The sequence below is a fragment of the Pseudomonas sp. S2_E01 genome (assembly GCF_054668365.1).
Window position 1 is genome coordinate 3,691,913 of the sequence record NZ_CP162762.1, and the last position, 15,986, is coordinate 3,707,898.

At 61.0% G+C, this 15,986-nt stretch carries 14 protein-coding genes; 8 read left to right on the forward strand and 6 right to left on the reverse strand.

What is annotated here, in order from left to right; translation table 11 throughout:
• Window positions 1–40: 40 nt before the first annotated feature.
• On the reverse strand, window positions 41–1,804 hold the full coding sequence (locus AB4O36_RS17150) for an ABC transporter transmembrane domain-containing protein (protein WP_460139822.1): 1,764 nt from the start codon (window positions 1,802–1,804) through the stop codon (window positions 41–43).
• A 257-nt stretch (window positions 1,805–2,061) separates the two neighbouring features.
• Between AB4O36_RS17150 and AB4O36_RS17155 the strand changes: the two genes are divergently transcribed.
• Entirely contained in the window at window positions 2,062–2,241 is a 180-nt protein-coding gene (locus AB4O36_RS17155) for a PA1571 family protein (RefSeq protein ID WP_460139823.1), read from the forward strand.
• Window positions 2,242–2,369: 128 nt separating this feature from the next.
• Here the strand turns inward: AB4O36_RS17155 and pdxB are convergent, their stop codons facing one another.
• From pdxB to rlmM, 3 genes are all read right to left on the reverse strand, one after another.
• Complete coding sequence (pdxB, locus tag AB4O36_RS17160) at window positions 2,370–3,512, reverse strand: 4-phosphoerythronate dehydrogenase PdxB (RefSeq protein ID WP_460139824.1); 1,143 nt, start codon at window positions 3,510–3,512, stop codon at window positions 2,370–2,372.
• A gap of 50 nt (window positions 3,513–3,562) precedes the next feature.
• Window positions 3,563–3,814, reverse strand: coding sequence for a sulfurtransferase TusA (gene tusA, locus AB4O36_RS17165; RefSeq protein WP_054054315.1), 252 nt, complete (start codon window positions 3,812–3,814; stop codon window positions 3,563–3,565).
• 101 nt (window positions 3,815–3,915) lie between these two features.
• A complete protein-coding gene (gene rlmM, locus AB4O36_RS17170; protein ID WP_460139825.1) occupies window positions 3,916–4,989 on the reverse strand; it encodes a 23S rRNA (cytidine(2498)-2'-O)-methyltransferase RlmM in 1,074 nt (357 codons plus the stop codon).
• A 337-nt stretch (window positions 4,990–5,326) separates the two neighbouring features.
• On the opposite strand from rlmM, the gene acnA reads away from it, so the two are divergent.
• Window positions 5,327–8,068 carry an aconitate hydratase AcnA gene (gene acnA, locus AB4O36_RS17175; protein ID WP_460139826.1) on the forward strand — a complete coding sequence of 914 codons (2,742 nt, stop codon included), beginning with the start codon at window positions 5,327–5,329 and terminating at the stop codon, window positions 8,066–8,068.
• Window positions 8,069–8,188: 120 nt separating this feature from the next.
• On the opposite strand, the gene AB4O36_RS17180 is transcribed toward acnA, so the two are convergent.
• The gene (locus tag AB4O36_RS17180) at window positions 8,189–8,791 is read right to left on the reverse strand and encodes a trimeric intracellular cation channel family protein (protein ID WP_460139827.1); all 603 of its coding nucleotides are present in this window, start codon (window positions 8,789–8,791) and stop codon (window positions 8,189–8,191) included.
• A 327-nt stretch (window positions 8,792–9,118) separates the two neighbouring features.
• Here AB4O36_RS17180 and AB4O36_RS17185 point away from each other — a divergent pair, with 327 nt between their 5' ends.
• Together AB4O36_RS17185 and AB4O36_RS17190 are read left to right on the forward strand one after the other, a co-directional pair.
• Window positions 9,119–9,913, forward strand: a complete 795-nt coding sequence (locus AB4O36_RS17185) for a CPBP family intramembrane glutamic endopeptidase (RefSeq protein WP_460139828.1) — start codon at window positions 9,119–9,121, stop codon at window positions 9,911–9,913.
• Window positions 9,914–10,015: 102 nt separating this feature from the next.
• Window positions 10,016–11,581 (forward strand): methyl-accepting chemotaxis protein, encoded by a 1,566-nt coding sequence (locus AB4O36_RS17190; protein ID WP_460139829.1) that lies wholly within the window; start codon window positions 10,016–10,018, stop codon window positions 11,579–11,581.
• A 98-nt stretch (window positions 11,582–11,679) separates the two neighbouring features.
• On the opposite strand, the gene AB4O36_RS17195 is transcribed toward AB4O36_RS17190, so the two are convergent.
• Complete coding sequence (locus AB4O36_RS17195; RefSeq protein WP_460116897.1) at window positions 11,680–12,366, reverse strand: alpha/beta family hydrolase; 687 nt, start codon at window positions 12,364–12,366, stop codon at window positions 11,680–11,682.
• 96 nt (window positions 12,367–12,462) lie between these two features.
• On the opposite strand from AB4O36_RS17195, the gene ccoN reads away from it, so the two are divergent.
• Genes ccoN through ccoP form a run of 4 tightly spaced genes read left to right on the forward strand, consistent with a single transcriptional unit; the run spans window position 12,463 to window position 15,660 of the window.
• Window positions 12,463–13,887 carry a cytochrome-c oxidase, cbb3-type subunit I gene (gene ccoN, locus AB4O36_RS17200; protein ID WP_460139830.1) on the forward strand — a complete coding sequence of 475 codons (1,425 nt, stop codon included), beginning with the start codon at window positions 12,463–12,465 and terminating at the stop codon, window positions 13,885–13,887.
• Window positions 13,888–13,897: 10 nt separating this feature from the next.
• The gene (gene ccoO / locus AB4O36_RS17205; protein ID WP_192301849.1) at window positions 13,898–14,506 is read left to right on the forward strand and encodes a cytochrome-c oxidase, cbb3-type subunit II; all 609 of its coding nucleotides are present in this window, start codon (window positions 13,898–13,900) and stop codon (window positions 14,504–14,506) included.
• A gap of 3 nt (window positions 14,507–14,509) precedes the next feature.
• Window positions 14,510–14,707 carry a cbb3-type cytochrome oxidase subunit 3 gene (locus tag AB4O36_RS17210; protein WP_460116900.1) on the forward strand — a complete coding sequence of 66 codons (198 nt, stop codon included), beginning with the start codon at window positions 14,510–14,512 and terminating at the stop codon, window positions 14,705–14,707.
• Window positions 14,704–15,660 (forward strand): cytochrome-c oxidase, cbb3-type subunit III, encoded by a 957-nt coding sequence (gene ccoP / locus AB4O36_RS17215; protein WP_460139831.1) that lies wholly within the window; start codon window positions 14,704–14,706, stop codon window positions 15,658–15,660. Before AB4O36_RS17210 ends, ccoP begins: the two co-directional genes overlap by 4 nt.
• Window positions 15,661–15,986 lie beyond the last annotated feature (326 nt).

Genomic DNA, 15,986 nt, shown 5'->3' on the forward strand with positions numbered 1-15,986 from the left:
CCCTGCGGTGTCTGGACGTTCATCGCGAGCAAGCTCGCTCCTACAGGGTGTTCGTGGCGTTAAATTGCAACGCCGCCAACCGCGCATACAACGCGTTACTGGCGATCAGTTCCTGGTGCGTGCCCACCGCCACCAGCCTGCCCTGATCCATCACCGCGATCCGGTCGGCGTTTTTCACGGTGGCCAGGCGGTGGGCGATGACCAGGGTGGTGCGGTTTTTCATCAGGCTTGGCAGGGCCTGCTGGATCAAGTGTTCGCTCTGGGCGTCGAGGGCGCTGGTGGCTTCGTCGAGCAGCAGGATGGGCGCGTCCACCAGCAATGCGCGGGCAATGGCCAGGCGTTGTCGCTGACCACCGGACAGACCGAGGCCGGCATCGCCCAGGTGGGTCTGGTAGCCTTGGGACATTGCCTCGATGAAGTCGTGGGCGTAGGCAATTTTTGCGGCTTCCTTGACCTGTTCCAGTGTCGCCGTCGGGTTACCGTAGCGCAGGTTCTCTTCGATGCTGCCGAAAAACAGGGCCGGGGATTGCGAGACCAGGGCGAAGCAACGGCGCAAGTCGAGTGGGTCCAACTGGCTCAGTGGCACGCCGTCCAGCAGGATTCGCCCTTCGGCAGGGTCGTAGAATCGCAGCAGCAGGTCATAGACCGTCGACTTGCCGGCGCCGGAAGGGCCGACCAGCGCGAGGGTTTCCCCAGCGTTCACCGTCAGGTTCAAGCCATCGATGGCGTAGCTTTCAGGGCGCGAGGGATAGGAAAAGCGCACGTCTTGCAGCAGCAGATTGCCCGCGACGCGCTCGGGCAACGTTATCAGCTCCGTCGCCGGTGGCTGAATGATATTTTCAGAGCGCAGCAGCTCGGCGATCCGCTCGGCGGCGCCCGCCGCCCGTTGTAGCTCGCCAATCACTTCGCTCAGGGTGCCGAACGCGCTGCCGACGATCAGGCTATAAAAAACGAAAGCCGCCAGCTCGCCCGCGGAGATTCGTCCGGCCATCACGTCCATGCCGCCGACCCATAACATGACGCCAACCGCCCCCAGCACCAGCACGATCACCAGAGTAATGAGCCAGGCGCGCTGAAAAATCCGCTTGCGGGCGGTGTTGAACGCTTCTTCCACGGTCGCGGCAAATCGCTGCTCGTCCTGGACCTGGTGGTTGTAGGCTTGCACGGTTTTGATCTGGCCGAGGGTTTCGGACACATAACTGCCGATATCGGCGATTCGGTCCTGGCTCAGGCGCGACAGGCTGCGTACCCGTCGGCCGAATATAAGAATGGGTGCGATCACCAGCGGCAAGGCAACGACCACGATGCTGGTGAGTTTGGGGTTGGTGATGAACAGCAGCACGACCCCGCCGATCACCATCAACAGATTGCGCAAAAACAACGACAACGACGAACCGATCACCGATTGCAGCAGCGTCGTGTCGGCAGTCAACCGCGACTGGATCTCGGAACTGCGATTGTTTTCATAAAATCCCGGGTGCAGGTAAACCAGATGGTTGAATACCTGACGGCGAATGTCGGCCACCACCCGTTCGCCAATCCACGACACCAGGTAAAACCGCACGAACGTGCCGACCGCCAGACCCGCCACCAGCAACATGAAAAGGCCGATAGTCTGGTTGAGCAAGTGCGGTGACTGGGTCATGAAGCCTTGGTCCACCAACAACCGAATCCCCTGCCCCATGGACAAGGTAATGCCTGCGGTGACAATCAGCGCGAGCAAGGCGCCCAGGGATTGCCAGCGATAAGGCATGAGGAATCGACTGGCCAGGCGAATCGCACGACGGTGACGGGCAGAAAGCATCAGGATTTTCCAGTTCACAGAATAAAGGGACTGCTACCCCCTCTTAATGGGGGGAACTCTGTAAATCACAATGAGTCAGGTTAATTATGACCGTGATGACCCAACCCTAGGCGCTATCGATCTAAGCTATGGGGTAGTCATGTGCGGATATTTCTGTTGGACTGATATCGCCGCCTCGTGCAGACCGCAGGGAGTTGTCACAGCCCGGTCACCTGGCGGTTCTACAGTAGGCACACAACCTGATGAGGAGACAGGCCATGTCCTTGCAAAACAGCAGCAGCGACAAGATTCAAGTGATCCGCACGCAGCCGAACCAGTCTCTGGGTTGCTCGATCATTGACGAAAAAGGCCGCGAAGTACCAATCACCGAAGGAATGATCCAGAAGGCCTGCCGCGAACTGGAAAAACGATTGGTCAAGCCTGCAAAACAAGACTGATAAGCCTGCGTCTTCCGGACCCGGCCCTGATGGCCGGGTTTTTTGTGGGCGAGCCTGCTCCCACAGGGGCTCCGGGACCTGAGAAACCTGTGGGAGCGGGCTTGCCCGCGATAGGGCCCACCCGATCTCTAGACCAGCGAAGCCCCCAACGCCAACACCATTGCCCGCAACGGCGGCGAATCCCCTTCGATCCGCACCTGCAACCCATCGATCTCCCGGCGTGGCGGATAGTTCTTGCGCAGCACATCGAACGCGGCGCGCTGCTCACCCACACTACCCCCAAGGCTGCGGCGAAAATCCGCGTCATCTCGGCGCGGGTCGTAAACGCCCCGGCACATCATCGCCAACGCCCAGGCCGGGTCACTGTCAGCGCTCAATGTCACCTGCGACAACCAGGGCGGCGGCAGCAGCTCGCTGAGTTGGACCTGGGCCGGCTGCCCGAGAAAATCGCAGTAGGCCTGATAAATCTGCGCCGTGCCACGTTGCTTGCCGTCGAGGCTGTAGCCGGCAATGTGCGGAGTGGCCAACACGCAGAGCTCAGCCAGCGCGACATCGACCTCGGGCTCGGCTTCCCAGACGTCCAATACTGCTTGGAGGTCTTCGCGCTGCAGCAACACCTCGCGCAACGCGGCGTTATCCACCACCGGGCCACGGCTGGCGTTGATCAGCCAGGCGCCAGGCTTGAGCTGGTTCAAACGATTGCGATCGAACAGATGCCAGGTGGACTCCGCGCCCTGTTTCGTCAGCGGCGTGTGCAGGCTGATGACATCGCATTGTTCGATGATCTGCTCGAGACTGACGTAGTCGCCCGCTTCGCACGCCTGCCGTGGCGGGTCGCACACCAGCACCTTCCAGCCCAGCCCTTTCAACACATCGATCAGCCGGCCACCGACCTCCCCCGCGCCGACCACGCCATAAGTGCGCTGGTTGAGGTCGACGCCTTCGATGTCGGCGAGGGTCAGCAAACTCCCCAGCACATAGTCGACCACCCCGCGAGCATTACAACCGGGGGCGCTGGACCAGGTAATAGCGGCCTGCTGGAAGTATTCGAGGTCCAGGTGATCAGTGCCAATGGTGCAGGTGCCGACGAAGCGAACGTTGCTGCCTTCGAGTAACGCGCGGTTGACGTTGGTCACCGAACGCACCAGCAGAACGTCAGCGTGTTCGACGGTGGCGCGGTCGATGGAGCGGCCTGCAACGCGGCGGATTTCACCGAAGTGTTCGAAAAATGCATCGAGCAGCGGAATATTTTCGTCGGCAACGATCAGCATCGCAGGTTCCTTTGGCGGGTTGGCAGTTCGGGCATAAGCCATCGCGAAGCTCAGGCGAGCTTCTTGCGAATCCAGTAGAGGTAGGTACCGGCCTCTTCATGCTGGGCAACCAGTTCATGGTCGAGGAACACGCAAAACTTGGGGATGTCGCGACGCGTCGACGGATCCGTCGCGATCACCTTGAGCAGGCCGCCGGGTGCCAGGTCACGGATGTGCTGGTGCAGCATCATCACCGGCTCCGGACAGTTGAGACCCGTGGCGTCGAGGGTGCCGTCTACCGGCGTATCAAGCATTTCACTCATGGTTTACTCCTGAAGCTGGCCGGCATTGTCGCGCATTGGCGGGTATTCGGTCATCTGTGGCATGACGCCATGATCCTCCTACAGGGACAGGCGGTGATGCATCAGCGGGATTTTGGCTTGGCCACGTCCAGACGGCGCAAATGGCAGGTCACTTCCTCGCGGTCGTGATACAGCTGCTTGCAGCCCACCTCAACCCGGATGCCGCGCGCCTTGAAGCCATCGGCGATGCGCTCCAGCAGTCGTTTCACTTCGGCATATCGCTGTTTCATCGGCAACTTGAGGTTGACCACCGCTTCGCGGCAATGGCCTTCACCAATCCACTCCTCCAGCATCGCCGCGTTGCGCGCGGGCTTCTCGACGATGTCGCAGACCATCCAGTCCACCGGTTGCCGTGGCTTGTAGGTAAAACCGTCGGCCATCAAATGTTGCACCAGGCCGGTGTCCATCAGGCTTTCGGCCATCGGGCCATTGTCGATGGCGGTCACCAGCATGCCGCGGTTAACCAGTTGCCAGGTCCAGCCGCCCGGCGCGGCCCCCAGGTCAACGCCGGTCATGTCGCTGTGCAAACGCTCATCCCATTGTTCGCGCGGGATGAAGTGATGCCAGGCTTCTTCCAGTTTCAGCGTCGAGCGACTCGGCGCCTCACGGGGGAATTTCAGGCGTGGGATACCCATCGGCCACATGGCCGAGTTGTTCGACTCGGCCAGGCCCATGAACACTTCGCGACCGCTTTTGAAGGTCAGCAACAGACGCGGTTTCGCTGGGTCATCCACCAACTTGCCCGCCGCGATCAGGGCCTTGCGCAGGTGCACTTCGAACTTTTTGCAGAAGTTCGACAAGGCCTTGCCGTCGTTGGTATCGACCATTTCCAGCCACAGGCTGCCACAGGGCGCAACATCCTCCAGGTGCGCGAGGATCACGCTGATACGGTCGGTTTCCGGCAGGTCGATGAAAACGCCCCGCGCCCATTGCCGCGGGAAAATCAGATCGCTGAAACGCAGGCCGCGCATCAGGCGCCGGACGCCGTCTTCTTCGGTGCAGACAAATTCGGCGTAGGCGCTGGCGGCTTTCGCCTTGGCGTACCCGGAAACGTTGAGCAGAGCGGCATGTTCGGAAATCTCGGAACAGACTTCACCTTCGAAGCCCGGCCGGCAGTGCATGAAAAGGGTGTTCATTCTTACTCCTGGGCACGTGGCGAGACGTTCAACCACTGCGCAATGCGAAGGCTGCATGAAGCAGAGCCTGTCACGAAAACCGGCGCATGATAGCCGAGTTCCCCACCCCGGACCCAGCCCACATTCTCGATATCCCTGGGTTTAGTGGCCTAACACCATCCGACGATTGAGGTGATCGCTTCGAACGATCACGATGGTCATAGACTCTGAGTATCGTACCCACCGAGATGGCGCAAAGATCATCCGGTCATTCGCCTTACACAGCAAATAGAGCTAGGTTTAATGCTCTGCCCGTCCCCTCAGTCCGTAGCCGTGCGGACGCAAAGGAGTGATTGCAATGCCGTCCCTCGATAGCCTGAAAGCCCTCAAAACCCTGCAAGTCGACGACAAGACCTACCACTACTTCAGCTTGCCCGATGCGGCCAAAAGCCTCGGTGACCTGGATAAGTTACCGATGTCGTTGAAAGTGCTGCTGGAAAACCTGCTGCGCTGGGAAGACGAAAAAACCGTCACCGGTGCCGACCTGCGGGCCATTGCCGCCTGGCTCAAGGAGCGCCGCTCAGACCGGGAAATCCAGTACCGCCCGGCGCGCGTGCTCATGCAGGACTTCACCGGCGTTCCGGCCGTGGTCGACCTGGCGGCCATGCGCGCCGCCATGGCAAAGGCCGGCGGCAACCCGCAGCGCATCAATCCGTTATCGCCGGTAGACCTGGTGATCGACCACTCCGTGATGGTCGACAAGTTCGCCAGCCCCAGCGCTTTCGAACAGAACGTGGACATCGAAATGCAGCGCAATGGCGAACGCTACGCCTTTCTGCGCTGGGGCCAGAGCGCTTTCGATAACTTCAGCGTGGTACCGCCGGGCACCGGCATCTGCCACCAGGTCAACCTTGAATACCTTGGCCGCACCGTCTGGACCAAGGACGAAGACGGCCGCACGTATGCGTTCCCCGACACGCTGGTGGGGACCGATTCCCACACCACCATGATCAATGGTCTTGGCGTACTCGGTTGGGGCGTCGGCGGCATCGAGGCGGAAGCGGCGATGCTCGGCCAACCGGTGTCGATGCTGATTCCCGAAGTGATCGGTTTCAAACTCACTGGCAAGCTCAAGGAAGGCATCACCGCCACCGACCTGGTGCTGACCGTCACGCAGATGCTGCGCAAGAAAGGTGTGGTCGGCAAGTTCGTCGAATTCTACGGCGACGGCTTGGCGGACCTGCCGCTGGCCGACCGTGCGACCATTGCCAACATGGCTCCGGAATACGGCGCCACCTGCGGCTTTTTCCCGGTGGATGAAGTCACGCTGGACTACCTGCGCCTCTCCGGCCGGCCACCGGAAACCGTGAAACTGGTCGAGGCCTACAGCAAGGCCCAGGGCTTGTGGCGCCTGCCGGGCAAGGAACCGGTGTTCACCGACAGCCTGGCGTTGGACATGGCCAGCGTCGAAGCCAGCCTTGCCGGGCCGAAACGCCCGCAAGACCGGGTGGCACTGCCCAAGGTCGCGCAGGCATTCAGCGATTTCCTGGGCCTGACCCTCAAACCCACCAGCAAGGAAGAAGGCCGCCTGGAAAGCGAGGGCGGTGGTGGCGTGGCGGTGGGCAATGCCGACATGGCCGGAGAAGTGGACTATGAATTCGAAGGCACGACCCACCGGCTGAAAAACGGCGCAGTGGTGATTGCCGCCATCACATCCTGCACGAACACCTCCAACCCGAGCGTAATGATGGCCGCTGGCCTGGTGGCGAAAAAAGCGGTGGAGAAAGGCCTCAAGCGCAAGCCCTGGGTGAAAAGCTCCCTGGCGCCTGGCTCCAAAGTGGTGACCGACTACTATAAGGCGGCCGGTTTGACCCCCTACCTCGACCAATTGGGCTTCGACCTGGTTGGCTACGGCTGCACCACGTGTATCGGTAACTCCGGGCCGCTGCCGGAACCGATCGAAAAAGCCATCCAGAACGCCGACTTGACCGTCGCCTCCGTGCTGTCGGGCAACCGCAACTTCGAAGGCCGGGTGCATCCGCTGGTGAAAACCAACTGGCTGGCCTCCCCGCCGCTGGTGGTCGCCTATGCGTTGGCCGGTACGGTGCGCATGGACATCAGCAGCGAACCGTTGGGCAACGGCAAGGACGGCAAGCCGGTTTACCTGCGGGACATCTGGCCAAGCACCCAGGAAATTGCCGACGCGGTGAACCAGGTCAACACGGCGATGTTCCACAAGGAATACGCCGAAGTGTTCGCCGGCGACGAACAATGGCAAGCCATCGAAGTGCCCCAAGCGGCGACCTATGTCTGGCAGGATGATTCGACCTATATCCAGCATCCGCCGTTTTTCGACGATATCGGCGGCCCACCTCCGGCGGTCGGGGACGTCACGGGTGCCCGCGTTCTCGCGTTGCTGGGCGACTCGGTCACCACCGACCATATTTCCCCGGCGGGTAACATCAAGGCCGACAGCCCGGCTGGACGCTACCTGCGCGAGAAAGGCGTGGAGCCTCGCGACTTCAACTCCTACGGTTCCCGGCGCGGTAACCATGAGGTGATGATGCGTGGCACATTCGCCAACATCCGTATTCGCAATGAGATGCTCGGCGGTGAGGAAGGTGGCAATACGATCTACATTCCCACCGGGGAACGCATGGCGATCTACGATGCCGCCATGCGTTACCAGGCCACGGCAACGCCACTGGTGGTGATTGCCGGCCAGGAATACGGCACCGGATCGAGCCGTGACTGGGCAGCCAAGGGCACCAACCTGTTGGGAGTGAAGGCTGTCATCGCCGAAAGCTTCGAACGCATCCACCGCTCCAACCTGGTCGGCATGGGCGTGTTGCCGCTGCAATTCAAGCTGGACCAAAACCGCAAGAGTCTGAACCTGACCGGCAAGGAAACCCTGGACATCCTCGGTCTTTCCGGCGTGGAACTGACCCCGCGGATGAACCTGACGCTGGTCATCACCCGCGAAAACGGCAGCCGCGAGAAAGTCGAGGTGTTGTGCCGGATCGATACGCTCAATGAGGTCGAGTACTTCAAGTCGGGGGGAATTCTGCATTACGTACTGCGCCAGTTGATCGCGTCCTGATCAGCCTGGGTGGGGGTTGTGCCTTGGTCAATCCCCACGCAGATTCAGAGATCTGTCTCGCGCGGCTTGTGGGCGTTTCACGCAAGAGCCCTGGGCCAGATTCCTGCAGATAATCGCCAATCAACCCGCCATGACTTTCGGCAACTGCCATCCAAAATGAACCGAAAGCAGGCGCAGCAGCAAACAGGCTGCGCCCGCCAAAAACGCCGCAGCCACAGGCGGCAGGCCCAGGCGCCTGCTGATGATCAAGGTGGCGGCACCCACGAACGCCGAACTCGCATACAGGTCAGCCTGCAGGACCATCGGCACCCGCGCCAGTACGATGTCGCGCAACACCCCGCCACCTACGCCCGTGATCGTGCCCATGAGCATTGCCACAAACGGCGTGATGCCAAAGTTGAGCGCCTTCTGCGCCCCTGCCACGGCAAACAAGGCCAGTCCCGCTGCATCCAGTACGATGAGGGTCGAGCCGGACCAGCCCAGTACGTGCTCATGAAAAATGAATGCCAGCGCGCCCATCGAAAGCGCCAGCGCTGGATAGCGCCAGTCTCTGATGGCATTGGGTGGCGTTGCGCCTATCAGCAAATCGCGGGTGACACCACCGCCCAGGGCGACGATGAACGAGATCACCATCACCCCCAGCAGGTCGAGGTCGCTGCGCATCGCGGTAATCGCGCCTTCGACTGCAAATACCGCCGTACCGGCAAGGTCGGCGGCCAGCACGATTTTCTCGACCCGGGACCTCACTTAAAGCAGTGCCAAACGTGCTGTCCGCCACCGGGCAACGCGTTTATGCCCACATAGGCACTCGCCAGGCACTGATCCCGACCACACGAACAAGAATGACAGCTCACACGTATTCACTCCCGGCTCAAGCTTCAGCGACCCAATCAGAGCGTCATCGGGCCATTGCAACGCCCGACCGATACGACGATAGAAGAAAAACTCAAGGCGGTGTGTTTATTTACCCGGCCTTTATAATCGCCGCATTTTTATCGGACCTGCCACCCTGCAGGCGCGCACGCAATTTTGGACACAAGGACACCCCCAATGCCCACTGCCCCGCCATGGACATACCTGATTCTGCTCACCCTCGGTTACGGCCTGGCCCTGACCTACGGCCAACTCGGCTGGCTGGCGGGCATCACGGTCCTGACCCTGGTGATCGCCGGTTACGCCGCCCGACAGCCGCATATCGGCGTCGGCCGCCCCCTGGGACACGCCTTGTTCGTGTGCACGGCGCTGGCGCTGGCGATGCACTGGCTTCCCGGCTTCCATAATGGAAGAGGCATCCCGACACAACGTTTTACCGACGATGCCGTGCCGTTTTCCATGTACCTGAACCTCGACAAACCGCTGATTGGCGTCTGGCTCTTGCTGGTCTGCCCGTGGATCGTCGCTGGCCGCTCGCTGCGCCCGGCCCTGCTGGGCACGCTGCTGGGCCTGATGGTGAGTGGTGTGCTGGCGCTGGGTGGCGCCGTGGCGCTGGGTGTGGTCGGCTGGGCGCCGAAATGGCCCGACCAGGCCTGGTTATGGCTGCTCAACAACCTGCTGCTGGTGACGTTGGTGGAAGAAGCCCTGTTTCGCGGTTATATCCAGGGCGGACTGAGCCGTGTCTTCAACCGCCTGCCACAGGGCGAAAACCTCGCCCTGCTGCTCGCCGCCCTGCTGTTTGGCCTTTCCCACCTGGGCGCGGGTTGGCAATGGGTGCTGCTGGCAACCCTGGCAGGCATCGGCTACGGCCTGGCTTACCGATTCGGCGGTTTGGCCGCGGCAATAGCCACGCACCTGGGTCTGAACATGCTGCATTTCGGCTTGTTCACGTACCCGATGCTCGCCGGCTGACAGCGCTGGCTGGCTCGGCGCAGGTGCCAATATTAAAAATTAATTTCAGTTAATCGCAGGAGGTGCCGACAACACTGGAAAGCCTTGCGGACTTAAATTGCCATGCGTAACAACCAGCCCATTACTCAAAGCGAGCGGACCTTCCCGTCTCAGCAACGGTTGATTTCTACAACCGATACCAAGGGCGTGATCACCTACTGCAACGATGCGTTCGTCGAAATCAGCGGCTATTCCCGCGACGAATTGATCCGTGCACCGCATAACCTGGTGCGTCACCCCGACGTGCCGGCTGCAGTGTTTGCGCATATGTGGGGCACGCTCAAACAAGGCTTACCCTGGATGGGTATCGTCAAGAATCGCTGTAAAAGCGGTGACTACTACTGGGTTAACGCCTACGTCACCCCGGTGTACGAGGGCAATCAGGTCATTGGCTACGAATCGGTAAGGGTCAAGCCCACGGCCGAGCAGATCCAGCGTGCCAAGGCGCTTTATCAGCGCATCAACCAGGGCAAGTCGGCGATTCCTTCCTCCGACAAATGGCTGCCGGTGCTACAGGACTGGCTGCCCTTCATCCTGGTCAGCCAACTGAGCTTCCTGATCGGCGCCTCGCTCAATTCCCATTGGGGTTTTGCCCTGGCCGCGGGCCTGTCCGTGCCGCTGGGCCTGCTCGGCTTGAGCTGGCAACAGCGTGGCCTGAAGCGCCTGCTGCGCCTGGCGGAACAGACCACCTCCGACCCGCTGATTGCGCAGATGTACACCGACAGCCGTGGCGCCCAGGCGCGCCTGGAAATGTCCATCCTCAGCCAGGAAGCTCGTCTTCGCACCTGCCTGACCCGTCTGCAGGACACTGCCGAGCACTTGACCGAACAAGCCCGGCAGTCCGACTCCCTGGCGCACGACAGTTCAACCGGCCTGGAGCGCCAGCGCCTCGAGACCGAGCAGGTGGCCACCGCCGTCAATCAGATGGCCGCCACCACCCAGGAAGTGGCCAGTCACGTGCAACGCACCGCCGACGCCACCCAGGAAGCCAATCGCCTGACCGGGCGCGGTCGCGATATTGCCGGGGAAACCCGGGATGCGATCCAGCGTCTGTCCGAGGTGGTGGGTGAGACCGGCCTGACCGTGACTCAACTGGCCAAGGACAGCGACGAAATCGGTGGCGTGGTCGATGTGATCAAAAGCATCGCCGACCAGACCAACCTGCTGGCCCTGAACGCCGCCATCGAAGCGGCACGCGCCGGGGAAATGGGACGCGGATTCGCCGTGGTGGCAGACGAAGTCCGTCAATTGGCGCAGCGCACCAGCGAATCCACCGGGCAGATCCACGCCCTGATCGCCAAGCTGCAACAGACCGCCAACTCCGCCGTGCAGACCATGGACGCCGGTCATCGCCAGGCTGAAGAAGGCGTGGCACGCGTACTGGAAGCAGACCAGGCCCTGGTCGGGATCAGCGAAGCGGTGGCCAACATCACCGACATGACCACGCAGATCGCCGCCGCCACCGAAGAGCAGAACTCGGTGGCCGAAGAGATCAGCCGCAACATCAGCAACATCTCACACCTGGCGGACCAGACCTCGGAACAGGCGCAGAACTCGGCGCTGCTCAGTGAGGAATTGATCAAGACGGCGAATACCCAGTATTCGCTGGTGGAGCGGTTTAACCGCTGAGTGCCGCGGGAAAAACAAAGCCCGGACAGTGAGTGCTGTCCGGGCTTTTTTATTGGCTGTCCTGGCCTCTTCGCGGGCAAGTCCAGGCCACAAATATCCTAAAGCAGAAACCCCGCCACCCTCTGCGCCGCAGCCGCCAGATGCTGCTCATGGGTAAACCCGGACGCCTTCAACGGCTTCAAGTCATGATCCCCCGCCACCAGCCAGCAGATCTCGATACTCGGCGATAACCCATACCCCTCAACCGCCTCCCGATTTCCCAGCGCATCGCGCTCGCCCTGGACAATCAACGTGCGCGTCTGCAACCCCGCCAGATGTTCGACCCGTGGCTTCTCCGGTTTGCCCACCGCGTAAAACGGATACCCCAGGCACACCAGCGCATCGGCGCCGAGTTCATCGGCCAATAGACTGGCCATTCGCCCGCCCATGGACTTGCCGCCAATGGCCAGCCGCCCAGCGACATGGCGTCGCACCACCGCATAGACCTCACGCCAGCACTCCAGCAGCCTGGGCGCGGGGTTCGGGGGACGCTTGCCACCATCGACACGCCGTTGGGCCATGTAGGGAAACTCGAAACGCAACACGTTGACCCCAAGCGCGGCAAGGCGCACGGCCATGTCAGTCATCCAGTCGCTGTCCATCGGCGCACCGGCGCCATGGGCGAGAATCAGCGTCGCGGACGGCGCCGAACCCTTTACAGCCGCTGCATTCCATAACCATCCCTGTTCGTCCAGGCACCGCGCCCATTGATCCCCGTCAATACTGGCCTTGTGCTCTTTGTCCATGCTTGCCTCGCTTTTAGTCTGCCTATAACTCCAGTCGAAGGGTGCGTCTGCCTTGCGCGAACGTTTTTCCTTGGGCTGAACCGTGGATGGGGAACCATGAACACTTCTATCAGTACCGCCTACAACTACAAGGTGGTCCGCCAATTCGCCATTATGACGGTGGTGTGGGGCATCGTCGGCATGGGGCTCGGGGTTTTTCTCGCGGCTCAATTGGTCTGGCCCGAACTCAACTTCAACTTGCCGTGGACCAGCTTCGGGCGTTTGCGCCCTCTGCACACTAACGCTGTGATCTTCGCATTCGGCGGCTGCGCCCTGTTCGCCAGTTCGTTCTACTCGGTGCAACGCACCTGCCAAACCCAATTGTTTGCGCCGAAAATCGCCGCATTCTGCTTCTGGGGCTGGCAACTGGTGATCCTGCTGGCGGCAATCAGCCTGCCACTGGGCTACACCAGTTCCAAGGAATACGCCGAGCTGGAATGGCCGATCGACATTCTGATCACCATTGTGTGGGTCGCTTACGCCATCGTGTTTTTCGGCACCGTGGCCAAGCGCAACACCAAGCACATCTATGTCGGTAACTGGTTCTTCGGCGGGTTCATCCTTACCGTTGCCATCCTGCACATCGTCAACAACCTTGAGTTGCCGGTGAGCTTCACCAAGTCCTACTCGCTGTACGCCGGTGCGACTGATGCCATGGTGCAATGGTGGTACGGCCACAACGCCGTGGGCTTCTTCCTCACCGCAGGCTTCCTGGGGATGATGTACTACTTCGTGCCGAAACAGGCCGAGCGCCCGGTGTATTCGTATCGCCTGTCGATCGTGCACTTCTGGGCACTGATCACCCTGTACATCTGGGCCGGTCCTCACCACTTGCACTACACCGCGCTGCCGGACTGGGCACAGTCGCTGGGCATGGTGATGTCGCTGATCCTGCTGGCGCCAAGCTGGGGCGGCATGATCAACGGCATGATGACCCTGTCGGGTGCCTGGCATAAGTTGCGCAGCGACCCGATCCTGCGTTTCCTCGTGGTATCCCTGGCGTTCTACGGCATGTCGACCTTCGAAGGTCCGATGATGGCGATCAAGACGGTCAACGCCCTCTCCCACTACACCGACTGGACCATTGGCCACGTACACGCCGGCGCTCTTGGCTGGGTAGCGATGATTTCCATCGGCGCGCTGTACCACATGATCCCGAAAGTCTTCGGTCGTGAGCAGATGCACAGCATCGCTCTGATCAATGCGCACTTCTGGCTGGCGACCATCGGCACCGTGCTGTACATCGCGTCGATGTGGGTCAACGGCATCGCCCAAGGCCTGATGTGGCGCGCAGTCAACGAAGACGGCACGCTGACTTACTCCTTCGTCGAAACGCTGGTGGCCAGCCACCCAGGCTTCATCGTGCGACTGGTAGGCGGGGCAATCTTCCTCTTCGGCATGCTCTTGATGGCATACAACACCTGGCGCACCGTGCGGGCCTCGCAGCCTGCTGACGTCGTTGCCGCCGCGCAAATGGCCTGAGGAGTCCGCCATGAAACACGAAACGATTGAAAAGAACGTCGGCCTGCTGATGCTGCTGATGGTGTTCGCGGTGAGCATCGGCGGTCTGACCCAGATCGTCCCACTGTTCTTCCAGGACGTGACCAACAAGCCGGTGGAAGGCATGAAGCCCTACACCGCGCTGCAACTGGAAGGCCGCGACATCTACATCCGCGAAGGTTGCGTCGGCTGCCACTCGCAGATGATCCGTCCGTTCCGCGCCGAGACCGAACGCTACGGTCACTACTCGGTTGCCGGTGAAAGCGTCTGGGACCATCCGTTCCTGTGGGGCTCCAAGCGTACCGGTCCGGACCTGGCCCGCGTAGGCGCCCGCTACTCGGATGACTGGCACCGCGCGCACTTGTACAACCCGCGCAACGTGGTGCCCGAGTCGAAGATGCCGGCCTACCCATGGCTGGTTGCCAATCAACTCGACAGCAGCCACACCGAAGCGAAGATCAAGGCCATGCGTACCCTTGGCGTGCCGTACACCGACGCCGACATTGCCGGCGCCACCGAATCGCTCAAAGGCAAATCGGAAATGGACGCCCTGGTTGCCTACCTGCAAGTGCTCGGCACTGCCATCAAGAGCAAGAGGTGAGCCATGGACCTGGAAATGAGTACCGGCTTGATCCGCGGCCTGGGCACCGTCGTGGTGTTCGTGGCCTTCGTCGGCCTGACGCTGTGGGTGTTCAACGGCAAGCGCAATCCGGAATTCGCCGAGGCGCGCCTGCTGCCGTTTGCCGATGAGCCTCAACCTGATAGCACCCAAGAACCTGTCACAAGGAGTACCCGGTCATGACCACCTTCTGGAGTACGTGGATCTGCGTACTGACCATCGGCAGCCTGATCGGCCTGACCTGGCTGCTGATCGGCACCCGCAGGGGCGAAACCAAGGGCAGCGTCGATCAGACCATGGGCCACAGCTTCGACGGCATCGAAGAGTATGACAACCCGCTGCCGCAGTGGTGGTTCATGCTGTTTGCCGGCACCCTGGTGTTTTCCGTCGGCTACCTGATCCTTTACCCGGGCCTGGGCAACTGGAAAGGCATCCTGCCCGGCTACGAGAATGGCTGGACCGGCGTGAACGAATGGGAAAAGGAGATGAACAAGGCCGACGCCAAATTTGGACCGATCTTCGCCAAGTTCGCCGCCATGCCCGTGGAAGAAGTGGCCAAGGACCCGCAAGCGTTGAAAATGGGCGGTCGCCTGTTTGCCTCGAACTGCTCGGTCTGCCATGGCTCCGACGCCAAGGGCGCCTTCGGCTTCCCTAACCTGACCGACAGCATCTGGCGCTGGGGCGGTAACGCCGACACCATCAAGACCACCATCATGGGCGGACGCATCGCTGCGATGCCGGCCTGGGGTGAAATGCTCGGTGAAGCCGGTGTAAAAAACGTCGCCGCCTACGTGCGTCATGATCTGGCACGCCTGCCTTTGCCAGCTGACGATACGGCCGACCTGCAAGCCGGACAGCAAGCGTTCAGCACCATGTGCGTAGCCTGTCACGGTGCCAATGGCCAGGGTACCGAAGCCATGGGCGCGCCGAACCTGACGCAACCCGCCGGCTTCATCTACGGCACCAGCCTGGCACAACTGCAACAGACCATCCGCCATGGACGCCAAGGTCATATGCCGGCGCAGAACGAACTGCTTGGCAACGACAAGGTGCAACTGCTCGCAGCCTACGTCTACAGTCTCTCGAAAGGGGGCGAGCAGTTGAGCGACAAGTTGCAAGCTACAAGCAACAAGTAAAAGCAAAGCAAAACGCCCCGCTGTACTCAGGGCAAAGTGAACATCTGGCGAGCCACAGGTTTTTAACTTGCGGCTCGCAGCCTGCAGCTTTGCCCTGCTTCTATTTGTCGCACCCCTTCGTTAGTCCTCCTTTCAGTTCCCCCGATTCGGGTCTAAGCTTGCTCCGACACGCGATGGCAAGTGCCGGCTCGAGGTCGACCCAACCCGATGTGTGCGACGAATCTTGCGATGACAGGCCGCAAAGGCTGGTAGATACCGGCTATTGCGACCCTTGTCATCGATCACCTGATGGTCGCGTTTAAACACAGCTCGTTACATACGACCTG